The organism is Streptomyces sp. NPDC126510 (genome assembly GCF_040302345.1).
Lineage (GTDB): Bacteria > Actinomycetota > Actinomycetes > Streptomycetales > Streptomycetaceae > Streptomyces.
The window spans coordinates 120,883-145,578 of the sequence record NZ_JBEORR010000022.1 but is presented as its reverse complement, the minus strand read 5'-3'; the positions used below and the strand labels follow the sequence as shown (position 1 = coordinate 145,578).

Sequence of the window (24,696 nt, the reverse complement as noted above, 5' to 3'; positions counted from 1 at the left end):
GTGTCATCGTGTCCGCCGGGGCGGAGGTGAGGCGTATGACGGGCGCGGACCCGGGGCTGTTCGGTCCGGAATCGGTGACCTGGCAGCTGCACGGCGACCCCGTGATGTGGATCGCGGGCGTCCGGGCGCTCTACCTCCAGGCCCTGCACCCACGCGCGGTCCGCGGGGTCATGCAGAACTCCGACTTCCGGCGGGACGCCTGGGGCCGGCTGATGCGCACCGCGAGCTTCGTCGGCACGACGACGTACGGCACCACCGAGGCCGCCGAACGCGCCGGCGCCCGGGTCCGGAAGATCCACCGCATGCTGACCGCCACCGACCCCGACACCGGTGAGCGCTACGGCGTCGACGAACCCGCCCTGCTCATGTGGGTGCACTGCGCCGAGATCGACTCGTACCTGCACGTCGCACGCCGGTCCGGATTCCGGCTCACCGACGCGGAGGCCGACCGCTACATCGCCGAACACCGGCAGAGCGCGCGCTTGGTGGGCCTCCACCCCGACGCCGTACCGGGGAACCGGGCCGAGCTGGCCGCGTACTTCGAGAAGGTGCGCCCGGACCTCGCCGCGGGGCCCGAGGCACGTGAGGTGGACGATTTCCTGCTCCGCCCGCCGACGCATCCGCTGCTGGTACCGGCGCGCGAGGTGCTATGGCGGCGCGTGGCACACCTGGCGTACGCCTCCCTGCCGCCGTACGCCCACGAGTTGTACGGCAGACCGGCCCCAGCCCCAGCCGCCGTCACCCGTCAACTGCGCCTCGCCGGCCTCCTGCTGCGCCGCGTTCCCGCACGTGTGCGCTGGCAACTCCCGCCCAAACACATTCTGCGTGCCATGGCGAGGCTCGGCCCCGACGCGCGCCCGGCACCGTACAAACTCGGACGATAGGCCGCCATACTGGGTGGGCCGAGGGGCGGGCGGACAGCTACCGGGGGGAGCGTCGCGCGAGATGGGGGACAACAGGCTCATCCAGGGCCGGTACCGGCTGCTCGATCTGATCGGGCGGGGCGGCATGGGCGAGGTGTGGCGGGCCCGGGACGAGTCCCTGGGCCGGCACGTCGCCGTCAAGTGCCTCAAACCGCTGGGCCCGAACCACGACCACGCGTTCACCCGCGTCCTGCGGGAGCGGTTCCGCCGCGAGGCCCGGGTGGCCGCCGCGCTGCAGCACCGGGGCATCACCGTCGTGCACGACTTCGGCGAGTCCGACGGCGTCCTCCACCTCGTCATGGAGCTCCTGGACGGCCGCAACCTCAGCCAGCTCCTGGAGGACAACAAGCAGCACCCGCTGCCCGTCGCGGACGTCGAGGAGATCGCCGAGCAGGTCGCCGCCGCCCTCGCCTACTGCCACGAACAGGGCATCGTCCACCGGGACCTGAAGCCCGCGAACATCATGCGGCTCGCCGACGGCACCGTGAAGATCTGCGACTTCGGCATAGCCCGCCTCGGCCACGACATCGGCTTCACCTCCCGGCTGACCGGCACCGGCATCGCCATGGGCACACCGCACTACATGTCCCCGGAGCAGATCGCCGGCACCGAGGTCGACCAGCGCAGCGACCTGTACTCGTTCGGATGCGTGCTCTACGAGATCACCACCGGCGTACCGCCGTTCGACCTCGGCGACGCCTGGGCGATCCTCGTCGGCCACCGCGACACCCCGCCCCACCCGCCGCGCGAGCACCGGCCCGACCTGCCCGGGTACCTGGAGCGGATCATCCTCGACCTGCTCGCCAAGGAACCGGCGCAGCGCCCCGGCGACGCCCGCGAACTGGCCCGCCGGATCAGCGCCCACCGGGCCGCGCCCGCGTACGCGCCCGCAGGTGCGGCCGCCCGCCCGGCCCCCGGCGGGGCGGCGGGCCCGGCCCGGCTGCCGTCCTGGACGCGCGGCATGACGACCGGCCACAAGGCGACCGGCACGGGGCTGCGCACCACTCCACCGGACCCGGCGGCCGGGCTGTCCGGCGAGTGGATCGCACGGCCCGCCACCGGCCCCGTCGTCGCCGAACCGGTCCCCGCGCAGCGGCCCGCCCCGCCCACGGAGGTCCTGACCGCCCTCGCCGGCCGGCACAACGCGGGACTGAGCCTCGGCCGGCTCGGCCGCTGGACGGAAGCGGGCGAGGTGCACCGGGCCGTCGCCGCCGAACGCGAGCACCTCCTCGGCCCCGACCACCCCGACACCCTCTCCAGCCGCTACGAGGTCGCCTTCACCCTCAGCCGCACCGGCCGATCCACGGACGCCCTGCGCGAGTACAAGCACGTCGCCGGGGCCAGGATCCGCACCCTCGGCGCCGATCACCCCGACACCCTGGCCGCCCGCCAGGAGATGGCCTACGTCCTCGGCCAGCTGGGCCGCCCCTTCGACGCCCACCGCGTCTACACGTCGGTGCTCTCCGCCCGGGAGCAGCTCATGGGCCCCGACCACCCCGACACCCTGCGCTGCCGCCACAACCTCGCCTTCAACCTCAGCCGGCTCGGCCGCCTGGAGGACGCGTACCGCATGGCCCGCGAGGTGGCCGACGCCCGCGCCCGCGTGCTCGGCACGGACCACCCCGACACGCTCGTCACCCGCTACGAAGTCGCCTACACGCTGGGCCAGCTGGGCCGCTGGGCCGAAGCCCTGGAGACCTACCGGGACGTCGCCGAGGCCCGTGGCGGGGCCCTCGGCCCCGACCATCCCGACACGCTCGCCGCCCGGCACGAGATCGGCATCAGCCTGGGCCGCCTCGGCCGCAGCGCGGAAGCCCTGGACCTCTACCGCGGCCTGGTCGCCGACCGCACCCGCAGCCAGGGCCCCACCCACCCCGAGACGTTGCGCGCCCGTCACGGCCGCTGCGTCAACCTCGGCCGGCTCGGCCGCTGGGAGGAGGCCCTCACCGAATCCCGTGACGTGGCCGCGCTCCGCGAGCAGGTCCTCGGCGCCGACCACCCGGACACCCTGGTCAGCCGCCGCGAGGTCGCCGTCGGCCTCGGCTGGCTGGGCCGCTGGGCCGACGCGCTCACCGAGTACCGTCGCGTCGCCGGCGCCCGCGAGCGCGTCCTCGGCGCCGACCACCCCGACACCCTCGCCAGCCGCAACGACGAGGCCCACTGCCTCGAACAGCTCGGCCGCAGCGCCGAGGCCATGGCCCTGTACCGAAGAGTGGCGGCCCTGCGCGAGCAGCGGGCCGCGGCCGGACGCTGACCCCGGCAGGGCGGGCAGGCGCCGTCTGGCCGACCCGGATCACCCCGTGTTACCAAGAACCATGACCGCACCCGAGGGACCCCGCACCAACCGGACGTACGACGCCGTCATCGTCGGTGGCGGCCACAACGGCCTGGTCGCCGCCGCCTATCTGGCCCGGGCCGGGCGCTCCGTGCTGGTCCTGGAGCGGCTGGACCATACCGGCGGCGCGGCGGTGTCCACCCGGCCCTTCGCCGGGGTCGACGCCCGGCTGTCCCGCTACTCGTACCTGGTCAGCCTGCTGCCGAAGAAGATCGTCCGGGACCTCGGGCTGGACTTCAGGGTCCGCACCCGCACCGTCTCCTCCTACACACCCGCCGAGCGTGACGGCCGGCCCACCGGACTCCTCGTCGGCGGCGGCGAGCGGCGCACCCGGGAGGCGTTCGCCCGGCTCACCGGTTCCGACCGCGAGTACCGGTCCTGGCAGGAGTTCTACGGCAGGACCGGCCGCGCCGCCCGGCGGATCTTCCCGACGCTCACCGAGCCGCTGCCCGCACGCGACGAGCTGCGCCGCCGCCTCGACGACGAGGAGACCTGGCGGATGCTGTTCGAGGAGCCGATCGGTGCCGCCGTGGAGGAGCACTTCCAGGACGACCTGGTGCGCGGTGTGGTCCTCACCGACGCCCTCATCGGCACCTTCGCCGATGCCCACGACCCCTCCCTGAAGCAGAACCGCTGCTTCCTCTACCACGTGATCGGCGGCGGCACCGGCGACTGGGACGTGCCCGTCGGCGGCATGGGGGCGCTCACCGACGCCCTCGCCGACGCGGCGCGCGCGGCGGGCGCGGTCCTCGCCACCGGCCACGAGGCGCTGCGCATCGCCACGGACGGCCGAACCGCCGAGGTCGCCTATCGCACGGCCGACGGCGAAGCCACCGTCGCGGCCCGGCACGTCCTGGTGAACGCATCACCACGGGCCCTCGCGGAACTGACCGGCGACACGCCCCCGGCCCCCGCCGAGGGCGCACAGCTGAAGGTGAACATGCTGCTGAAGCGGCTGCCGCGACTGCGCGACAGCGCCGTCGACCCGCGCGAGGCCTTCGCCGGCACCTTCCACATCGCCGAGGGCTACGAGCAACTGGCCACCGCCCACGCCCAGGCCGCCACCGGCCACCTGCCCGCCGCGCCGCCCTCCGAGATCTACTGCCACTCGCTCACCGACCCGACCATCCTCGGCCCCGGCCTGGCCGAGCAGGGCTACCAGACACTCACCCTCTTCGGCCTGCACACCCCGGCCCGCCTGTTCGAGCGGGACAACGACGCCGTACGCGAGGACCTGCTGAAGTCCACTCTCGCCCAGCTCGACGCCCATCTGGCCGAACCCCTCGCCGACTGCCTGGCCACCGACGCGGACGGACGCCCCTGCATCGAGGCCAGGACCCCCCTCGACCTGGAGCGGGACCTCGGGCTGCCCGGCGGCAACATCTTCCACCGGGAGTTGAGCTGGCCCTACATCCAGGACGGCACCGGCCGCTGGGGTGTGGAGACCGGCCACGCGAACGTGCTGCTGTGCGGGGCGGGCGCGGTGCGCGGGGGCGGGGTCAGCGGGGTGCCGGGGCACAACGCCGCCATGGCGGTGCTGGAGAACACCCCCGAGTGACCCCTCAGTCGGCCTCGCGCGTCCACCCCACCACCGTCAGGCGCGCCGCGTCCGCCGGGCGCCGCTCGTCGAACAGGACGTGCCCGGCGGCCTCCACGCGCAGCCCGTCGACGTAACAGCCGCGCCCCACGTACAGCCGGTCCGTCGCGTACCGCCAGCGCAGGGCGAGCTGCCGTGCGGCGGGTACGTCGGCGGTGAGCCCGTGCCAGACGCGGCCGGACCAGCCGGTGACCGAGCCCGACGGGTGCTGTTCGGGGTCCTGGCCGCGGCGGGACGTGGTGAAGGGGACCGGCTGCCAGTGGGCGCCGCCGTCGGTCGACGCCTCCAGGACCAGCACGTCGGCCGCCGGCTCGGTGTCCCACCACAGCGCACAGCGCAGCCGCGCCCGGCCGGCGGACGTGTCGAGCGTGGGCAGCGCCAGAGTCGCCGTCGTGGCGAGGGCCGTCCCGGAGAACCAGGCCGTGCGTCCCCGCGCAGGCCGGACCGGTACGGCCCGCGCCATGTGGTTCGCCGCGGCGACCCTGGGAGCCGAACCGGAACGCCAGCTCCGCACCGGATGGACCGAGTTGCCGAGGACGATCAGGAACGAGTCGGTCGTCGGGTCGAGCACCAGCGAGGTGCCGGTGAAGCCGGTGTGCCCGGCCGTGCGCGGCGTGGCCATCGCACCCATGTACCAGTGCTGGTACAGCTCGAAGCCGAGGCCGTGCTCGTCCCCGGGGAACGCGGTGTTGAAGTCGGTGAACATCAGCTCCACCGACTCCGGCCTCAGGATCCGGGCCCGCCCGTAGAGGCCGCCGTTGAGCAGCGTACGGCCGAGGACCGCGAGGTCCCACGCGTCGGAGAACACACCCGCGTGACCCGCGACGCCGCCCAGAGCGAAGGCGTTCTCGTCGTGCACCTCGCCCCACACCAGGCCTCGGTCGAGGCCGGACCACGGTGCGCGCGCGTCCTCCGTGGCAGCGATCTTCGGCCGCCAGGACGCGGGCGGGTTGTAGCGGGTGCGGCGCATGCCGAGCGGCGCGGTGATCTCGTCGCGCAGCAGGGTGTCCAGGGCCCGGCCCGTGATGCGTTCCAGCACGAGCTGCAGCGAGATGAGGTTCAGGTCCGAGTACAGGTACGCCGTGCCCGGCGCGCTGACCGGCTTCTCGTTCCAGATGAGCTGGAGCTTGTCCTCGTGCGTGGGCGCACTGTAGAGCGGGATCCAGGCACGGAACCCGGAGGTGTGCGTGAGGAGCTGACGGACCGTGATGTCCTGCTTGCCCGCGCGGGCGAAGTCCGGCAGGTAGGAGGCGACCTTCGCCTCCAGCCCCAGTGCGCCCCGCTCGATCTGCTGCACGGCGAGGATCGAGGTGAACAGCTTCGACACCGACGCCAGGTCGAAGACGGTGTCCTCGGCCATGGGGATCTGCTCGCCGGGCGGGAACTCGACGCCCGTGTCGGTCTTCTCGTCGTAGGCCCGGTAGCGCACCGCCATGCCGATCGGCCGGTGCAGCGCGACGGTGCCGCCGCGTCCGGCGAGCAGGACGGCGCCCGCGTACCAGGGGTGCTTGGGGGAGGGGGCGAGGAACGCCTCCGCGTCGGTGACGAGCCGGCGCAGGTGGGAGGCAAGCAGCCCGGCGCGGGCGGCGGAGCCGTGCCGCAGGGTGGGGTGGCGGCCGCTGCCTGCCGGAGTGGCCTCGGCCGGTCCCGCGGGCAGCGGGGCGAGGGCGAGCGCACCGCCCAGGGCCAGGCCCGCTCGGGCCAGTTGACGCCGGGTCGGTTCGCCGTTCGCCGCTCTGCCGGTCACCGCGCACCCCTTCGCCTCAACCGCCTCGCATGTCCCGGAGAGTATGTCCCCCGGCCGTCGCCGTGAATCCGGCGGAGACAGCCCAACCAATCTGACGGAGCATCAGAAAACCCCTTCCGTCCTCCAGGGGACTCCGGCATCCTGCGCCCATGCAGACGGAGCTGAGCCAGACCCTGGGTATCGAGCACGCCGTCTTCGGCTTCACGCCGTTTCCGGCCGTCGCCGCGGCCATCAGCCGGGCCGGCGGCTTCGGTGTGCTCGGTGCGGTCCGCTACACCGCCCCCGACGAACTCAAACGCGACCTGGACTGGATCGAGGCCCACGTCGACGGCAGGCCGTACGGGCTGGACGTCGTGATGCCGGCGAAGAAGGTCGAAGCCCCGAACGATCGAACACTGACCGAGGCGGACGTCGAGGCGATGATCCCCGAGGGCCACCGGCAGTTCGTCCGGGACACCCTCGCCCAGCACGGCGTGCCCGAACTCGCCGAGGGCGAGGCGTCCGGCTGGCGCATCACCGGCTGGATGGAGCAGGTCGCCCGCAGCCAGCTGGACGTCGCCTTCGACTACCCGATCCGGCTCCTCGCCAACGCCCTCGGCTCCCCGCCCGCCGACGTCATCGCCCGCGCCCACGACCAGGACGTGCTCGTCGCCGCCCTCGCGGGCAGCGCCCGGCACGCCCGCAAGCACCGGGACGCCGGGATCGACATCGTCGTGGCGCAGGGCTACGAGGCGGGCGGCCACACCGGCGAGATCGCCTCCATGGTGCTCACCCCGGAGGTGGTCGACGCCGTCGCCCCGCTGCCCGTCCTGGCCGCGGGCGGCATCGGCAGCGGACAGCAGGTGGCCGCCGCCCTCACCCTGGGGGCCCAGGGGGTGTGGCTGGGCTCCCTGTGGCTCACCACCACCGAAGCGGACCTGCACTCGCCCGCCCTGACCCGCAAGCTCCTCGCGGCCGGCTCCGGCGACACCGTCCGCTCCCGTGCGCTGACCGGCAAGCCCGCCCGCCAGTTGCGCACCGAGTGGACCGACGCCTGGGACGACCCGGCCGGGCCCGGCACCCTGCCCATGCCGTTGCAGGGACTGCTGGTCGCCGAGGCCGTCTCACGCATCCAGAAGTACGAGGTCGACCCGCTGCTCGGCACCCCGGTCGGCCAGATCGTCGGCCGGATGAACAGCGAGCGCAGCGTCCGGGCCGTCTTCGACGACCTCACCCGCGGCTTCGAGCAGGCCGTGGACCGCGTCAACCGCATCGCCGGAAGGAGCGGACAGTCGTGAGCACACCCCCCGTGGGCTTCTGGGCCCAGGCCACCGAGGATCCCGGCCGCACGGTACTCGTCGCGCCCGACGGCGAGGACTGGACCGCCGGACGCCTGCACGCCGCGGCCAACCGGCTAGTGCACGGCCTGCGCGCGGCCGGACTGGAACGCGGCGACACCTTCGCGGTGGTCCTGCCCAACGGCGTCGAGTTCCTCACCGCCTATCTCGCCGCCAGTCAGGCCGGGTTCTACCTCGTCCCCGTCAACCACCACCTGGTCGGACCGGAGATCGCCTGGATCGTCTCCGACTCCGGCGCCAAGGTGCTCCTCGCCCACGAGCGCTTCGCCGAAGCGGCCCGCCACGCCGCCGACGAGGCCGGCCTGCCGGCCACCCACCGGTACGCCGCGGGCACGGTCGAGGGCTTCCGCCCGTACGCCGAACTCCTCGCCGGGCAGCCCGAGTCGGCGCCCGCCGACCGCACGCTCGGCTGGGTCATGAACTACACCTCGGGCACCACCGGCCGCCCCCGCGGCATCCGCCGCCCGCTGCCCGGCAAGCCGCCGGAGGAGGCCTACCTCGGCGGTTTCCTCGGCATCTTCGGTATCCGGCCGTTCGACGACAACGTGCACCTGGTGTGCTCGCCGCTCTACCACACGGCCGTCCTGCAGTTCGCCGGCGCGTCCCTGCACATCGGCCACCGGCTCGTCCTCATGGACAAGTGGACGCCCCAGGAGATGCTCCGGCTCATCGACGCCCACCGCTGCACCCACACGCACATGGTCCCCACCCAGTTCCACCGCCTGCTGGCTCTCCCGGGCGAGGTGAAGGACCGTTACGACGTCTCCTCCATGCGGCACGCCATCCACGGTGCCGCGCCCTGCCCCGACCACGTGAAGCGGGCCATGCTCGACTGGTGGGGCCCCTGCGTGGAGGAGTACTACGCGGCCAGCGAGGGCGGCGGCGCCTTCGCCACCGCCGAGGACTGGCTGAAGAAGCCCGGCACGGTCGGCAAGGCCTGGCCCATCAGCGAGCTCGCGGTCTTCGACGACGACGGCAACCGGCTGCCGCCCGGCGAACTCGGCACCGTCTACATGAAGATGACCACCGGCGGTTTCTCGTACCACAAGGACGAGGCCAAGACCCGCAAGAACCGCATCGGTGACTTCTTCACCGTCGGCGACCTGGGCCACCTCGACGAGGACGGCTACCTCTTCCTGCGCGACCGCAAGATCGACCTGATCATCTCCGGCGGGGTCAACATCTACCCGGCCGAGATCGAGTCGGCCCTGCTCGCCCACCCGGCCGTCGCGGACGCCGCCGTCTTCGGCATCCCGCACGACGACTGGGGCGAGGAGGTCAAGGCGGTCGTCGAACCGGCCCCCGGCCACCGGCCCGGGCCCGTCCTCGCGGCCGACCTCCTCGACCACTGCGCCCACCGGCTCGCCGGGTACAAGCGGCCCCGGAGCATCGACTTCATCACCGAGATGCCCCGAGACCCCAACGGCAAGCTGTACAAGCGGCGACTGCGGGAGCCGTACTGGGAGGGCCGGACGCGACCGGTGTGAGCCCGCCCGGCCTGCGGCCACGGGCAGGCCGGCCGCAGGGGCACTGCCCGGCGTCACGCTGCGGTCCCTGCGGGCCGCAGAGGTACTGCCCTGCGTCCTGCTCCGAGCCGCCCGCCTGCCGCGCTCGGGGTGCCGCCCCCACGGCGGGCGGCACCCCGAGCACAGGTCAGCGGCGCTCGTGCACCCGCACGACCTTCAGCTTCGGCGAGGACAGGATGTCCTTCTCGCAGAAGCGCGACGCGACCCACTTCTCACCGGAGAACAGCCGGGTCTGGTCGGCGAAGTGCGGCGACTTCGGGTTCGACGACTGGGAGTACGTCAGCAGCGTGCGGGCCACCGGACAGCGGCTGCCGTCCCAGCCCACCGCCTGCAGATGACTGGATCCGAACGGCACCTCCGTGTACCCGCCGCCGGCCGCGTCCCACGTCGGCTCGATCACGTTCCACACCCCGAGCCGCCCCGCCCCGCCCGGCACGGGCAGGCGCTCGCCGTCGCGGACGACGAACTGGTGCGCGCCGAGCGGCGCGTCGAGCGCGATGCCCGCGCTCCGCAGCTCGGCCACCGCGTCGGCCAGAGCGGCCGGGAAGCCGGCCACCTCCGTGTTCAGGGTGTTCGGCGTACGGACCGGGTCCGCCGCCGAGAACGGCACCTTCCACAACCGGTCGGCGGGCACCGCCTGTTCGAGCCTGCGCCAGAACCGGTCGAAGAGCAGCGCTCCCCGGCTGCCGGTGTCCATGGTGCGGTCCCACGCCCGCAGCACCCCACAGGCCGCCGACACATCGACGGCCTTGCCGTCGCTGCCCGTCGCCGTACCGCCGGGCAGCGCGGCGCACGCCCGTGCCACGTCCTCGGCGGCGAGGTCGCCCGCGGGCACCCGGTTGGCGAACTGCTGCTGCTGCAGGTCGCGCACGGTCAGTCCGCCCCTGTCCGTCATGGCCGCGACGTCCTCGACCGCGCCGCGGGTGCGCAGGCCGAGCTGTGTGCCCACCGTGCCGAAGATCCGCTCGTACCCGGTGAGCGGCCGGTCGGCGTTGGTCATCCACGCGGTGCCGTTGGAGTTCTCCGCGTACGGGGCGTCCTTCAGCGTCGGCATCCTCGACGGGCCGAAGATCCCCGGCGCGACGGCTCCGGGATCACGGCCGAGCGCGCAGTCACCGCGCGAGCCGTCGAGGATCGCGATCCCCGACGCCGGGTACGTGGTCCTGCCGAGATCCGTCGAGCAGCGCTGCGCCAACTCGTCGGTGATGCGGGGGAGTACCTGGGACTGGGTGAACAGGGAGTGCCCCGCGCGGTCGGCGGCGAGCGTGTTCACCCAGGGGATGCCCTGGTGCCGGTCGAGGGAGGCGAGGACGTCGGCCGTGCTCCGCGCCTTGCCGAAGCCGAGCGAGGTGTCGGAGAACCGGAGGTTCGCCGCGTTCGGGTCGTTCAGGGCGTACGCCGTCCGGGTGGTCCACGGCAGCGGGACCTGGGAGCTGAGGGAGGTGACGACGGGGCCGTAGCGGGTCCACCACTGGGTGCGGGTGACCGGGGCGCCGTCCTTCACCGCGACCGTCACGGTCCGCTTCTTCATGCGCTCCGCCCTGCCGTCCACCAGGTAGGTCGTGGGATCGGCCGGATCGAGTGCGAGCTGGTGGAAGTTGGCCGGAATGCCGGTGGAGACGGTGTGGCTCCACGCCACGTGTGCGTTGAACCCGATGGAGATCGCCGGGGTGCCGAGCAGGGAACCGCCGGACACGTTCAGCTCGCCGGGGATCGTCTGCTGCGACTGCCAGAACCGCCGCCCGCCGTCCCACGGGTAGTGCGGGTTGCCCAGCAGCAGGCCCCGGCCGTTCGCCGTCGTGTCACCGCGGAAGGCGACCGCGTTGGAGCCCATGCCGGGGTCGCCCCACAGCTCCTCCGCCGCGTCCGCCACGGCCTTCGCCGCTGCCTTGCCGCCCGGCGTGCGGGCGGACGGGGCACCGGGGGCGGTGGTGGCTCCGGCCGGTGGCTGCGCGGTCGTGATCGTCTCCACGAAACGCCCCTCGCCGGAGATCGAGGCGATCGCCAGCCCCCTGGCCGCCACGTCCAGTTCGGAGACCGGCCGGACCCAGGACGCGCCCGCGCAGGAAGGATCCGTGATCTTCCGCTGCTTCAGCCAGGCGTTGTAACCGGCGGCCCAGCCGCGCATCATGTCCCGGACCTGACGGCTGGGGCCCGCGTGCGCGGGCTCGGCGAGCAGCTTCTCCACGGTGCGGCTCTCGCGGACCCCGCCGAAGTAGAGGTCGCTGGCGAGGTTCGTCCTGGCCGCCGAGAGGTCGCCGCCGGCGGGCGCGTCGGAGCCGAAGTAGCGGGACCGTTCGCCCCGCAGGGTCACGAACCCGTCGGCGAGCGTGCACACCTCGTCGGCGGCCTGCGCCCAGCCCGTACCGAAGCCCAGGTCGGCGTAGTTCTTGGCGAGGATGTGCGGAATGCCGTACTCGGTGTAGCGGATGACGGCGGAGTGGCCGCCGCCGGAGGCATGTTGCTCTGCTCGTTGCTGGGTCGTGGCGGCCGCCGCGGGTAACGCGGACGCGGCGGTGAACAGGGCCGTGGCCCCGAGAACGAGTCGTCTCAGACGGCTGCGCATCGTGCCCTCCAACATCGTCGAGGGAAAGGAGTGACGTGTGTAGGAACCTGCTTCGAACGTTCGTCGGTTTCATGACACCGGACGCCGTCGGCCGCGGCAGGGTTGCTCGTGGCCGGTCACCGCACCCGGCCCGGCCAGGCCCGGGGTCCTTGACCTCCCCGGGCGGTCGACCGAGGATCATGTGCCATGACGACGCCCGGACATGGCAGCACGGTCGACGGAGTCCTGCGGCGCAGCGCCCACCGCACACCGGCGCGCGTCGCCGTGGAGTACGCCGAGCGGAGCTGGACGTACGAGGAACTCGACAGCGCCGTCTCCCGCGCGGCGAGCGTCCTCCTCGGCCAGGGGCTCGCCCCCGGGGACCGGGTCGGCGCCTACGGCCACAACTCCGACGCCTATCTGATCGCCTTCCTGGCCTGTGCCCGGGCGGGTCTGGTGCACGTACCCGTCAACCAGAACCTGACCGGCGACGACCTCGCCTACATCCTCGGCCAGTCCGGCAGTTCCCTGGTCCTCACCGACCCGGACCTGGCGGCGCGACTGCCGAGCGGCGTACGGACGTTGCCGCTGCGCGACGCCGACGACTCGCTGCTCGCACGACTGCCCGGGGCACCCGCCCACGACGGCCCCGAGCCGCGCCCCGAGGACCTCGTGCAACTGCTCTACACCTCGGGTACGACCGCCCTGCCCAAGGGCGCGATGATGACGCACCGGGCCCTGGTGCAGGAGTACCTGAGCGCGATCGCCGCTCTCGATCTCAGTGCGGGCGACCGACCCGCGCACTCCCTGCCGCTGTACCACTCGGCTCAGATGCACGTCTTCCTGCTCCCCTACCTCGCCGTGGGCGCGACGAACATCATCCTCGACGCACCCGACGGCGACCGGCTCTTCGACCTGATCGAAGCGGACCGCGTGGACAGCCTGTTCGCGCCGCCCACCGTCTGGATCGCCCTGTCCGGACGCCCCGACTTCGCCACCCGCGACCTGAGCGGTCTGCGCAAGGCCTACTACGGGGCGTCGATCATGCCTGTCCCGGTACTGGAACGGCTGCGGGAGCGGCTGCCGGGCCTGGCCTTCTACAACTGCTTCGGCCAGAGCGAGATCGGCCCGCTGGCGATGGTTCTCGCGCCCGGCGAACACAAGGGCCGCATGGACTCCTGCGGCCGGCCCGTCCTGTTCGTCGACGCCCGGGTGGTCGACGAGGACGGCACGGACGTACCCGACGGCACGCCTGGCGAGATCGTCTACCGCTCTCCGCAACTGTGCGAGGGCTACTGGGACAAGCCCGAGGAGACCGCCGCGGCCTTCCGCGACGGCTGGTTCCGCTCAGGCGACCTCGCGGTGCGCGACGCGCACGGCTACTTCACGATCGTCGACCGGGTGAAGGACGTCATCAACTCCGGCGGCGTCGTCATCGCCTCACGGCAGGTCGAGGACGCGCTGTACACCCACCCGGGCGTCGCCGAGGCGGCGGTCGTGGGCCTGCCGGACGAGCGCTGGATCGAGGCGGTGACAGCCGTCGTCGTACCACGGGGCGAGGTCTCGGAAGCGGAACTGATCGACCATGTCCGGGAGAGACTGACCCCCTTCAAGGCGCCGAAGCGGGTGGTGTTCGTGGACGAACTCCCACGCAACGCCAGCGGGAAGATCCTCAAGCGCGAGCTGAGGAACGACCTCGGGAACGGCTAGTGCTGTGATCAGGAAGGGCAGAAGCTGCGGCAGACCGTGCGCCGGGGCAGTACCGGTCCCACGGCGCCCCGAGCTACATCATCTGGACAACCTTGCCGTGCACACCGGCGCGGACATCCGTCGCTGGGCGCACAAGAACTACGTCGAGCTGTGCTTCACCCAGACCTGCGCTATCGCATCTGTCAGGGGGAGCCCAGGGTTGTGATCAGGGTGATCACTGATGGGCGACAGCGGCTGCGCGCAGCAGAGTTGGCGTTGTCAACGAAGCCCATCCGCGCCGTGGAGGAGAAACTTCGATGCGCATCCGCCTCGCCGTCACCACCCTTGCCCTGGCCACCGCTCTCACTGCCGGCGCGGCCCTGCCCACGGCCGCCGCCACGCCTGCTTCCAGCGCCCCGGCGTCCGCGAACACCAGCATCCAGGACATCCTCGACCACCTGCCGAACGACGTCGTTGCGGGCGCGCTGATCAGACGGGACGGCGTGGGCGCCACCGCCGGCCCGGTCACCGCTGACGCCCATGTCCGGATCGGCAGTGTCACCAAAGCGTTCACCAACACGGTGGTGCTCCAACTTGTCGCCGAGCACCGGGTCGGCCTGGACACACCGGCGCGGAGGTACGTCCCCCAGGTCCCCGAGGCGTACAGCCGCGTCACCGTGCGTCAGCTCCTCGACCACACGAGCGGCCTGCCCAAGCCCGCCCCGACCCCCGCCCCGCCGACGGACCCGGATGGCAACTCAAATCTGTGACGCCCGAAGACTTCCTGCGCAACTCGTTCGCCGCAGCCACTGACACGCCGCCCGCGCCCGGCTCCGAGCAGCAGTACAACGGGCTCAACTCCTTCGTCCTCGGCCTGATCGTCGAGAAGGTCACTGGCCACTCCTTCACCGACGAACTGCAGCGCAGGATCATCTGGCCGCTGCATATGAGGCACACCAGCCTGCCCGCCGCCGACGACCCGACGATCCCCTCGCCTCACGCGGAGGTGTACCTGGACGGGCAGGACGTGACCGAGCAGAGCCCGTACCCGTGGGCCGAGGGAGGCATGATCTCCACCGCCGCCGACCTGGACCGCTTCATGACCGCACTGTTCCGGGGCCGACTGCTCCCACCCGCCCAGCAGAGGCTGGTATTCGAGGTGCCGAACGTGAAGGGCGCCGTCGACAACACGAACTGCGTCGGCCAGGCGGCCTGCTACAGCATCGGCGGACTCCTGCGCTACCAGCTCCCCAGTGGCGAGTACGCGTGGGGCAAGACCGGTTCCCGCCCCGGCTGGGACAACGGGTACTTCGCCACCCGCGACCTCAGGCACCGCGTGGTGTACTCCCTCAACCCGACGGGGGCCGGTAATGACCTCCCGTACATCAAGGCCATCGTCCACGCCGCGCTCGCCGACTGACGCGGTTGTGCCGGACCGCCCCGGACACCAGGATCGGCGGCATGCCGATCCTGGTTGTGCCGGACCGCCCCGGACACCAGGATCGGCGGCATGCCGATCTTCAGTGCCCCGGACGGGACCCGCCTCGCCTTCCACCTGCGCGGTGAGGGTGAGCCGCTCGTCGTGCTCCCCGGCGGGCCCATGCGGGCCTCCGCCTATCTCGGGAGCCTGGGCGGACTGGACGCCCACCGGCAGCTGGTGCTGCTCGACCTGCGCGGTACGGGGGAGTCCGAGCTGCCGGCGGACCCGGCGACCTACCGCTGTGACCGGCTCGTGGACGACGTCGAGGCGCTGCGGCTCCGTTTGGGCCTGGAGCGGATGGACCTGCTCGCGCACTCGGCGGGCGGAAGCCTCGCCCTGCTGTACACGGCCCGGCACCCGGAGCGGGTGGGGCGGCTGGCGCTGGTCACCGCCACGCCGTGGGCGCTGGGGTGTCCGGCGACAGCCGAAGACCGGCTGGCGGCGGCCAGGTCGCGGGCGTCGGAACCCTGGTTCGCGGACGCCTTCCCGGCGTTCGAGGCCTGGCTGGGCGCCAGGGGCGACTTCGACCCGGTGTTCCTCCCGTTCTTCTACGGGCGCTGGGACGACACAGCCCGGGCCCACGCCGACCGCGAGGAGGCCGAGACCAACGACGACGCGGGGGACCTCTACGGCGCTGACGGCGCCTACGACCCCGACGTGACACGGGAGGCGCTCGCCCGGGTGCGAGCCCCCGTGCTCGTCCTCGCCGGCGAAGTCGACGGAGGCCCGAGGCCGGTGCTCGCCCGGCGTGCCGCAGAGGCCTTCCCCCAGGCCGAGTTCACGGTGCAGCCGGGAGCCGGACACTACCCGTGGCTCGACGACCCGGAGTGGTTCACCAGGCGCGTGGCCGCCTTCTTCTCCTGACCGCGGCCGCAGGCGCCTCTGCTGTCGGCAGAGCGGGCCCGGTCCCTTCACGCACTTCGCCTACCGTGCACGCCATGGACACAGCACCGCGCACCGTACAGGCGAACGGCATCACGCAGGCATACCGCGTCTGGGGGCCGCAGGACGCGGAGCCCCTCGTCCTGCTGCACGCCCGCGGTGCCGACGGCGCCGACTGGGCGGAGATCGCCCCCGCCCTGGCCGCCGCGCCCCGCCGGGTGTACGCACCCGATCTGCGCGGGCACGGCCGCAGCGACCGGCCCGGTGAATACGCCTACGAGATCATGCGCGACGACATCCACGCCCTTCTCGGGACGCTCGGCGTCGACCGGGCCGACGTCGTGGGCCACTCGCTGGGCGGCGCCGTCGCCTACCTGCTCGCCCAGCACAGTCCGGGACTCGTACGGCGACTCGTCCTGGAGGACGTGCCCGCGCCCTTCCCGCTCGACCCACCACGCCCGCCCGCCGAACGGCCGGGCGGGGACCTCCCGTACGACTGGGCGATGATCCTCGCCACCGATGAACAGCGCAACGCCCCCGACCCTGTGTGGTGGCAGCACATGGGGCGGATCACCATGCCCACGCTGCTGATCGGTGGTGGACCGAGCAGTCCGATCCCTCAGGACCAGATCGCCGCCTTCGCGGGACTGCTCCCCGACGCCCGGTACATCACCGTCGATGCGGGGCATCTCGTGCACGAGACCCGCCCGAAGGAGTTCCTCGCAGCAGTCGAGGAGTTCCTCAGCCCTGCGGACCGTACGCCGTCATGAAGCGGTCGCGGAACGAGTCCATGCCCCAGCGGGGCGCGTTCGCGGCCGGCTTGAGGCCGTCCGTCCAGCCCCAGTCGGCGACCCGGTCCAGGACCTTCCTGTCGTGGGCGACGATCGTCACCGGCACGTCTTTGCCGGTGTCCCCGGCGAGGACCGTCGGCACCGGCTGGTGGTCGCCGAGGAAGACCAGCACCGTGTCGTCGTCGCCGTAGCGCTCGACCCACTCGGTCAGGCTGCGGATCGAGTACTCGATGGCCTTGCGGTACTCGGCGCGCACCTTCTGCGGGTCCTTCCAGACCTCCGCGGGGTCGGTGCCCTCCTTCTTGATCCGGTGGAAGACCGAGCCGTCGCCGAGCTCGTTCCAGTCGATCATGTGGGCGATGGGGGACCAGGGGTTGTGGCTGGAGGCCAGGATGATCTCCGCCATGATCGGCTCGCGGTCCTTCTTGCCGTGCTCCAGCCGCTGGAAGGCCTCCATGCTGAACTGGTCGGGCACGGGCGTCCAGCTGAAGTACGGGCCGTGGTAGCCGAGGTGCTCGGAGTCGTAGATGTGGTCCAGGCCGAAGAACTTCCCCTCCGGCCAGGCCCGGCGCACACCCGGCACGATGCCGACGGTCTGCCAGGCACCCGTCTTCCCGAAGTACTTCGTCAGGGTCATGCGATCGCTCGTGGTCAGACTGCGGTACCGCTGCTGGTTCTTGATCCACAGCCCCGACAGGAACGTCGAGTGGGCGAGCCAGCTGCCCGCGCCCGTCACCGGCGACTGCAGCCAGCCGCTGCGCGACTCGAAACCGGCCGCCTTCAGCCTGCCGGTTCCCTCCTTGAGTACGGCGTCGGTCTGCTGCGCCATCGCCGGGTCGTCGATCGCGACCCTGCCGTAGCTCTCGATGAACGTGAACAGCACGTCCTTGCCGCGCAGCCCCGTGAGCAGCTGATCGGGCGGCGTCTTCGCGAAGGCGTCCACCGAGGCCTGCTTCTCGAAGACCCGGGCGTCCGCGAGCCCCGCGCGCACCTGCTCCACCCGATTGCCCAGGAACTCGGCGTTGCCCTTGGTGGCGACCGGCACGGTACCGAGCTGCACGCCCAGGGTCATGCAGGTGATCCACGCCGTGCCGAGGATCAGGATCGTACGGCCGGCCGCGGGCCGGTGCCGGACCATCAGGTTCGTCAGCCGCACCACCGCGAGCGTGGTGAGGACGAGCAGCGCGATGAACAGGGCGATCACCCCGGCCACGGCCAGCACCTGGCCGGTGCGCCCGAAGGTCTCCCTCAGGAAGTCCGTGCCGTTCTCGATCAGGATCCAGTCCAGCACCAGGTCGAACGGCCGGGCCAGGATCTGGTAGAAGCCCATGTCGACGAACTTCAGGACCGTGAGCAGCCCGAGGAAGGCACCCGTGACCACCGACGTGATCCGGCGGGGCTTCGGCGGCAGCGCGAGCAGCAGCCCGGCGAGCAGCACGCCCTCGGCGGGGATGCGGACGAACGAGGCGAACTCGACGCGCTCGATGCGGTTCGGCACCAGCAGCGCGAACAGCACCAGGGCGCCTGCCAGCACCGTCGTACCGATGGAGACGCCTCGTGCCGCGCGGGGGTAACGGTGCCGCCAGCCGAACCAGCCGGGCTTCGACGCCGGGGGCTGCCCGGACGGGGGCTCCTGTGCCAGGGTGGCGCTGCCGGGGGCGTCGTCGGCGGCTGTGCCGTCCGCCGGATCCGCCGTGTCGGCGTCCTCCTCGGGTTTCGCCCCGTCCTCGCCCTCCACCGGATCCGCCGTGCCCGTCTCTTCACCGGGTTTCGCCCCGCCCCCGGCCGTGTCGTCCGAAAGCTGTCGGGAGCGAGTGAAGAGCGACACCCGGTGGTCCTTCCGTGCGGTCTTGCGATGGCATGCCGAACAGAGCCCACGTGGGCCTGCCTGCCACCACCAGTACGTCCGCACGTCACCTTAGGTTCAATGTCCCGGCCGGAGATTCACCCGTCCGCCGTCAGCGCGACCTCCCGCGCCCACCGGTAGTCCGCCTTGCCGCTCGGCGACCGCCGGATCGACTCGGTGATCACCAGCTGGCGCGGGATCTTGTAACCGGCGAGCCGGTCGCGGCAATGGGCCCGGATGTCCTCCAGCGACGGCCGCGCCGCGCCCGCGCGCAGTTGCACCACCGCCGCCACGTGGTGGCCCCACTGGGAGTCCGGCACCCCGGCCACCAGCGCGTCGTAGACGTCCGGATGGGACTTGAGGGCCTGCTCGACCTCCTCCGGGTACACCTTCTCGCCGCCGGTGTTGATGCACTGCGAGCCCCGGCCCAGGACGGTGACCACGCCCTCCTCGTCGACGGTGGCCATGTCGCCGAGCAGCACCCACCGCTCCCCGTCCCTCACGAAGAAGGTCGCGGCGGTCTTGACCGGGTCGTTGTAGTAGCCGAGCGGCACATGTCCGCACTGTGCGATCCGGCCCACCTCGCCGGGCGCCACCGGCGCGTACGTGCCCGGGTCGACCACCTGGGTACGGGCGTTGACCCGTACCCGGAAGCCCCGCTCCGGGCCGGAGTCCTCGGTCGCCGTGCCGTTGAAGCCCGACTCCGAGGAGCCGAAGTTGTTGAGCAGCATGGCGTCCGGCACCAGCTCCCGGAACTGCCGGCGCACCGTGTCCGACATGATCGCGCCGGACGACGACACGCTGAACAGCGACGAGCGGTCGATGTGCCGCAACGGGCCGCTCAGTGCGTCGATCAGCGGCCGCAGCATGGCGTCCCCGACCAGCGAGATGCTGCTGACCCTCTCCTTCTCCACGGTCCGCAGCACCTCCTCGGGCACGAACTTGCGGTGGATCACCACCCGTTGCCCGAAGTTGAAGCCGATGAACGCCGTGAGGGTGGAGGTGCCGTGCATCAGCGGAGGCGTCGGGAAGAACGTGATCCCCGCACCGCCGCCCGCGACCCGCTCGGCGAGCTCCTCCGGCTTCTTCACCGGCTCCCCGGTCGGGGCGCCCCCGCCGAGACCCGCGAAGAACAGGTCCTCCTGCCGCCACATCACGCCCTTGGGCATCCCGGTCGTGCCGCCGGTGTAGATGATGAACTGGTCGTCGGCCGAACGGGCCGGGAAGCCGCGCTCGGGCGACCCGGCGGCCTCCGCCTGTGCGAACTGAACGCAGGGCACCTCCGCGGCCCCCGGCGCCGGAGCGCCCACCCGGATCAGATGCCGCAGCTTCTCCGCCCGCGGCCGTGCCGCCGTCACCCGGTCCGTGAACTCGGCGTCGAAGACCAGCGCCACCAGGTCCGCGTCCCGGTAGAGGTAGACCAACTCTTCTTCCACGTAACGGTAGTTGACGTTGACCGGCACGATCCGTGCCTTGAGGCACCCCAGCACCGTCTGCAGGTACTCCACGCCGTTGTAGAGGTGGAGCCCGAGGTGTTCACCGGGGCGTATCCCGCTGTCGAGCAGATGGTGGCCGACGCGGTTGGCCGCGGCGTCCAGCTCCGCGTAGGTCAGGCGGCGCTCCGCGCCCGTGCCGGGATGGTCGGCGTACACCAGCGCCTCACGGCCGGGGACGACGTCGACGACCGACTCGAACAGGTCGGCAAGGTTGTACTCCACCGCTCCTCCTGACCCCGGGCGTGCCTGGCATCGGACGGTTCGCGGTCATCAGAGCAAAGGGCGGTCCAAGTGTGAAGGGTCCGCGCGAAAGAATCTGACTGTCTGTCAGAAAACCCTTGAAGTGCTTCCCGCCCTACTGCAACCTGTTCTCGTTCACGAGAGGGGAGTTCGCCATGGGTGGGACGGAACACCTCACCGTGCAGCGCGAAGGCGCCACACTGGTGCTCACGCTCAACAGGCCACAGGCCAGGAACGCGCTCTCGCTGCCGATGCTCGTCGGCCTCCACGACGGGTGGCTGGAGGCCGACGTGGACGACTCGGTCCGCTCGGTCGTCCTCACCGGCGCGGGCGGCTCGTTCTGCTCCGGCATGGACCTCAAGGCCCTCGCCGGGAACGGCATGGCCGGAGAGGAGTACCGGGACCGGCTCAAGGCCGACCCGGACCTGCACTGGAAGGCGATGCTGCGCCATCACCGTCCGCGCAAGCCGGTGATCGCCGCCGTCGAGGGGTACTGCGTCGCCGGCGGCACCGAGATGCTCCAGGGCACCGACATCCGTGTCGCCGCCGAGTCCGCGACCTTCGGTCTGTTCGAGGTGAGGCGCGGCCTGTTCCCCATCGGAGGCTCCACGGTCCGGCTGCAACGCCAGATCCCGCGCACCCACGCCCTGGAAATGCTCCTCACCGGCCGCCCCTACAGCGCCCGCGAGGCCGCCGCCATCGGCCTGGTCGGTCACGTCGTCCCCGACGGCACGGCACTGAGCAGGGCGCTGGAGATCGCCGAACAGATCAACGCCTGCGGCCCGCTGGCCGTCGAGGCCGTCAAGGCGTCCGTCTACGAGAGCGCCGAGATGACCGAGACCGAGGGCCTCGCCGCCGAACTCACCCGCGGCTGGCCCGTCTTCGACACCGCCGACGCCAAGGAGGGCGCCCGCGCCTTCGCGGAGAAGCGGCCACCCGTCTACAAGCGCGCGTAACGCCGTGCCGGCTCCGGCCGGTGCGGAGCCGCGGGTCGTCGGTGGCCGAGCGCGCAGCTCCCCGCGCCCCCGAGGGGGCGCTCCGTGCACGCCGATCTCGAAGGAGGCAGGCCCTCGATGTCCGCAGTTCTCAAGGCGCCGCTCGTCGTCGAATTTCCCTTCACCCGCTCGCTCGGGTCCGTCCAAAGTGCCTTCCTGACCGGTCTGCGGGAGCGTGTGATCCTCGGGGTGAAGACCCGCGACGGCCGTACCCTGGTCCCTCCCGTCGAGTACGACCCCGTCACCGCCGAGGAGATCCACGACCTCGTCCACGTCGGTCTCACGGGCACCGTCACCACCTGGGCCTGGAACCACGCACCCCGCCGAGGCCAGCCCCTGGACACCCCCTTCGCCTGGGTCCTGGTACGACTCGACGGCGCCGACACCGCCCTCCTGCACGCCCTCGACGCCCCCGGCCCCGACGCCGTCCACACCGGCATGCGCGTCCGCGTCCGCTGGGCGGAGGAACGCACCGGTGCCATCACGGACATCGCCTGCTTCGAACCGTACGACGGAGAGGCCTCCACCGTCACCGTCCACGCGGGCGAGTTCGAGGACCCGGTCAGCGGCATCGTCGCCGAGGCCCGCCTCGACTACACCTACTCGCCCGGCCGCGCCCAGACCGCCTACATCAACGCCCTCTCCGGCCGACGGACCGTCGGCGAACGCTGCCCGTCCTGCCGCAAGGTGTACGTCCCCCCGAGGGGTGCGTGCCCCACATGTGGCGTCGCCACATCCGAGCAGGTCGAGGTGGGTCCGCGCGGCACCGTGACCACGTTCTGCATCGTCAACATCAAAGCGAGGAACCTCGACATCGAGGTGCCGTACGTCTACGCCCACATCGCCCTCGACGGCGCCTCTCTCGCGCTGCACGGCCGGATCGGCGGCATCCCCTACGACGAGGTCCGCATGGGCCTGCGCGTCGAACCCGTGTGGACCGAGGACGCCCGCTACCCCGACCACTACCGGCCCACCGGCGAACCCGACGCGGACTACGACACCTACAAGGAGCTTCTGTGACGAGCGCGAGCGCACCGCGGGACCGCGAGATCGCCGTCGTCGCCTTCGCCCAGACCGGCCACCGGCGCACCAGCGACGAGCTCTCCGAGGTGGAGATGCTGATGCCGGTGCTGCACGAGGTCCTCGACCGGACCGGCCTGAAGACCGCCGACATCGACTTCACCTGCTCCGGCTCCAGCGACTACCTCGCCGGCCGCGCCTTCTCCTTCACCCTCGCCCTCGACGGCGTCGGCGCCTGGCCCCCGATCTCCGAGTCGCACGTCGAGATGGACGGCGCCTGGGCCCTGTACGAGGCCTGGACGAAACTCCTCGCCGGCGACGCAGACACCGCCCTGGTCTACTCGTACGGCAAGTCCTCGCCCGGCCCGGTCCGCGACGTCCTGACCCGCCAGCTCGACCCGTACTACCTCGCTCCCCTGTGGCCCGACTCCGTGGCCCTCGCCGCTCTCCAGGCGCAGGCCCTCATCGACGCCGGTGACGCCGACGAGCCCGCCCTCGCCGCCGTCGCCGCACGCAACCGCGAAGCGGCGCGCGCCAACCCGCACGCACAGCTGCGCGGCCCCGTGCCGCAGGGCGACTACCTCGTACAGCCCCTGCGCACCGGCGACTGCCCGCCCATCGGTGACGGCGCCGCCGCCGTGATCCTCGCGGCGGGAGACCGGGCCAGAGCACTGTGCGCACGCCCCGCCTGGATCCGCGGCATCGACCACCGCATCGAGGCCCACGCCCTGGGCGTGCGCGACCTGACCGACTCGCCGTCGACCCGCCTGGCCGCCGAGCGGGCCGGAGCCTTCGAGCGGCCCGTCGACACCGCCGAACTGCACGCGCCCTTCACCGCGCAGGAGATCGTCCTGCGCAAGACGCTCCGACTGGGCGACGACGTGGACGTGAACCCCTCCGGCGGGGCGCTCGCCGCCCACCCCATCATGGCCGCCGGCCTCATCCGCATCGGCGAGGCCGCCGCCCGCATCCACCGCGGCGCGTCCGACCGTGCCCTCGCCCACGCCACCTCCGGCCCCTGTCTCCAGCAGAACCTGGTCGCCGTACTCGAAGGGGAACCCCGATGAGCAAGGAGCCCGTGGCCGTCGTCGGCATCGGTCAGACCAGGCACGTCGCGGCACGCCGGGACGTGTCCCTCGCGGGACTGGTTCGGGAAGCGGCGCAACGCGCCCTGAACGACGCCGAGTTGACCTGGGCCGACATCGACGCCGTCGTCATCGGCAAGGCGCCCGACTTCTTCGAGGGCGTCATGATGCCGGAGCTCTACCTCGCCGATGCCCTCGGCGCCGTCGGCAAACCCATGCTCCGCGTGCACACCGCCGGCTCCGTCGGCGGTTCCACCGCGCTCGTCGCGGCGAACCTGGTCGCGGCCCGCGTCCACGGTACGGTCCTCACCCTCGCCTTCGAAAAACAGTCCGAGTCGAACGCCATGTGGGGCCTGTCCCTGCCCATCCCCTTCCAGCAGCCCCTGCTGGCCGGGGCCGGCGGGTTCTTCGCACCGCACATCCGCGCCTACATGCGCCGCAGCGGCGCGCCCGAGACGATCGGGGCCCTGGTCGCCTACAAGGACCGCCGCAACGCCCTCAAGAATCCCTACGCCCACCTGCACGAACACGACATCACCCTCGACAGGGTCATGGCCTCGCCCATGCTGTGGGACCCGATCCGCTACTCGGAGACCTGCCCCTCCTCCGACGGGGCCTGCGCCATGATCCTCACCGACCGCGCCGGCGCCGCCCGGGCGCCACGGCCGCCCGCCTGGATGCTCGGCGGTGCGATGCGCAGCGAACCGACCCTCTTCGCCGGCAAGGACTTCGTCTCCCCTCAGGCCGGACAGGACTGCGCCGCCGACGTCTACCGGCAGGCCGGGATCACCGACCCCCGCCGCGAGATCGACGGCGCCGAGATCTACGTGCCGTTCTCCTGGTACGAACCCATGTGGCTGGAGAACCTGGGATTCGCCGGCGAGGGCGAGGGCTGGAAGCTCACCGAGGCGGGCGTGACCGAACTGGAGGGGGACCTGCCGGTCAACATGTCGGGCGGTGTGCTGTCCACCAATCCCATCGGCGCCTCCGGCATGATCCGCTTCGCCGAAGCGGCGCTCCAGGTGCGGGGGCAGGCCGGGGAACACCAGGTGGACGGGGCCCGCAGGGTCCTCGGACACGCCTACGGCGGCGGATCGCAGTTCTTCTCGATGTGGCTCGTGGGCGACCGTCCCCCGGACTCCTGAAAGGTCCCCCTCACGTG

At 72.2% G+C, this 24,696-nt stretch carries 18 protein-coding genes; 14 read left to right on the top strand and 4 right to left on the bottom strand.

Annotation, left to right across the window (positions count from 1 at the left end; genetic code table 11):
• Positions 1–35: 35 nt before the first annotated feature.
• From ABTX60_RS28460 to ABTX60_RS28450, 3 genes are all read left to right on the top strand, one after another.
• Positions 36–884: an oxygenase MpaB family protein gene (locus ABTX60_RS28460; RefSeq protein WP_352099868.1), complete on the top strand. Its 849-nt coding sequence runs from the start codon at positions 36–38 to the stop codon at positions 882–884.
• A 61-nt stretch (positions 885–945) separates the two neighbouring features.
• Complete coding sequence (locus ABTX60_RS28455; protein WP_352099867.1) at positions 946–3,177, top strand: serine/threonine-protein kinase; 2,232 nt, start codon at positions 946–948, stop codon at positions 3,175–3,177.
• Between the two features lie 61 nt (positions 3,178–3,238).
• Entirely contained in the window at positions 3,239–4,816 is a 1,578-nt protein-coding gene (locus tag ABTX60_RS28450) for a phytoene desaturase family protein (protein WP_352099866.1), read from the top strand.
• A 4-nt stretch (positions 4,817–4,820) separates the two neighbouring features.
• Here ABTX60_RS28450 and ABTX60_RS28445 read toward each other — a convergent pair whose 3' ends face one another.
• Positions 4,821–6,602, bottom strand: a complete 1,782-nt coding sequence (locus ABTX60_RS28445; RefSeq protein ID WP_352099865.1) for a serine hydrolase domain-containing protein — start codon at positions 6,600–6,602, stop codon at positions 4,821–4,823.
• 149 nt (positions 6,603–6,751) lie between these two features.
• On the opposite strand from ABTX60_RS28445, the gene ABTX60_RS28440 reads away from it, so the two are divergent.
• Positions 6,752–7,879 carry an NAD(P)H-dependent flavin oxidoreductase gene (locus ABTX60_RS28440; protein ID WP_352099864.1) on the top strand — a complete coding sequence of 376 codons (1,128 nt, stop codon included), beginning with the start codon at positions 6,752–6,754 and terminating at the stop codon, positions 7,877–7,879.
• Positions 7,876–9,426, top strand: coding sequence for an acyl-CoA synthetase (locus ABTX60_RS28435; RefSeq protein ID WP_352099863.1), 1,551 nt, complete (start codon positions 7,876–7,878; stop codon positions 9,424–9,426). The genes ABTX60_RS28440 and ABTX60_RS28435 overlap by 4 nt, the downstream gene beginning before the upstream one ends.
• Before the next feature lie 166 nt (positions 9,427–9,592).
• On the opposite strand, the gene ABTX60_RS28430 is transcribed toward ABTX60_RS28435, so the two are convergent.
• Positions 9,593–12,031, bottom strand: coding sequence for a penicillin acylase family protein (locus tag ABTX60_RS28430; protein WP_352099862.1), 2,439 nt, complete (start codon positions 12,029–12,031; stop codon positions 9,593–9,595).
• Between the two features lie 186 nt (positions 12,032–12,217).
• Between ABTX60_RS28430 and ABTX60_RS28425 the strand changes: the two genes are divergently transcribed.
• The 5 genes from ABTX60_RS28425 (at position 12,218) to ABTX60_RS28405 (ending at position 16,831) form a co-directional block, all read left to right on the top strand.
• Entirely contained in the window at positions 12,218–13,720 is a 1,503-nt protein-coding gene (locus ABTX60_RS28425; RefSeq protein ID WP_352099861.1) for an acyl-CoA synthetase, read from the top strand.
• A gap of 296 nt (positions 13,721–14,016) precedes the next feature.
• Positions 14,017–14,469 carry a serine hydrolase domain-containing protein gene (locus tag ABTX60_RS28420; protein ID WP_352099860.1) on the top strand — a complete coding sequence of 151 codons (453 nt, stop codon included), beginning with the start codon at positions 14,017–14,019 and terminating at the stop codon, positions 14,467–14,469.
• Positions 14,466–15,119 carry a serine hydrolase domain-containing protein gene (locus tag ABTX60_RS28415; RefSeq protein ID WP_352099859.1) on the top strand — a complete coding sequence of 218 codons (654 nt, stop codon included), beginning with the start codon at positions 14,466–14,468 and terminating at the stop codon, positions 15,117–15,119. Before ABTX60_RS28420 ends, ABTX60_RS28415 begins: the two co-directional genes overlap by 4 nt.
• 90 nt (positions 15,120–15,209) lie before the next feature.
• On the top strand, positions 15,210–16,043 hold the full coding sequence (locus ABTX60_RS28410; protein WP_352099858.1) for an alpha/beta fold hydrolase: 834 nt from the start codon (positions 15,210–15,212) through the stop codon (positions 16,041–16,043).
• A 74-nt stretch (positions 16,044–16,117) separates the two neighbouring features.
• A complete protein-coding gene (locus tag ABTX60_RS28405) occupies positions 16,118–16,831 on the top strand; it encodes an alpha/beta fold hydrolase (protein WP_352099857.1) in 714 nt (237 codons plus the stop codon).
• Here ABTX60_RS28405 and ABTX60_RS28400 read toward each other — a convergent pair.
• Complete coding sequence (locus ABTX60_RS28400; protein ID WP_352099856.1) at positions 16,803–18,680, bottom strand: alkaline phosphatase family protein; 1,878 nt, start codon at positions 18,678–18,680, stop codon at positions 16,803–16,805. The genes ABTX60_RS28405 and ABTX60_RS28400 overlap by 29 nt on opposite strands.
• 116 nt (positions 18,681–18,796) lie before the next feature.
• On the bottom strand, positions 18,797–20,416 hold the full coding sequence (locus ABTX60_RS28395; RefSeq protein WP_352099855.1) for an acyl-CoA synthetase: 1,620 nt from the start codon (positions 20,414–20,416) through the stop codon (positions 18,797–18,799).
• Between the two features lie 173 nt (positions 20,417–20,589).
• Here ABTX60_RS28395 and ABTX60_RS28390 point away from each other — a divergent pair, with 173 nt between their 5' ends.
• The 4 genes from ABTX60_RS28390 (at position 20,590) to ABTX60_RS28375 (ending at position 24,679) form a co-directional block, all read left to right on the top strand.
• Positions 20,590–21,390: a crotonase/enoyl-CoA hydratase family protein gene (locus ABTX60_RS28390; RefSeq protein ID WP_352099854.1), complete on the top strand. Its 801-nt coding sequence runs from the start codon at positions 20,590–20,592 to the stop codon at positions 21,388–21,390.
• A gap of 117 nt (positions 21,391–21,507) precedes the next feature.
• Positions 21,508–22,449 (top strand): Zn-ribbon domain-containing OB-fold protein, encoded by a 942-nt coding sequence (locus tag ABTX60_RS28385; protein ID WP_352099853.1) that lies wholly within the window; start codon positions 21,508–21,510, stop codon positions 22,447–22,449.
• Positions 22,446–23,516 (top strand): thiolase family protein, encoded by a 1,071-nt coding sequence (locus tag ABTX60_RS28380; protein ID WP_352099852.1) that lies wholly within the window; start codon positions 22,446–22,448, stop codon positions 23,514–23,516. The genes ABTX60_RS28385 and ABTX60_RS28380 overlap by 4 nt, the downstream gene beginning before the upstream one ends.
• Positions 23,513–24,679 carry a thiolase family protein gene (locus ABTX60_RS28375; protein WP_352099851.1) on the top strand — a complete coding sequence of 389 codons (1,167 nt, stop codon included), beginning with the start codon at positions 23,513–23,515 and terminating at the stop codon, positions 24,677–24,679. The genes ABTX60_RS28380 and ABTX60_RS28375 overlap by 4 nt, the downstream gene beginning before the upstream one ends.
• Positions 24,680–24,696: the final 17 nt, after the last annotated feature.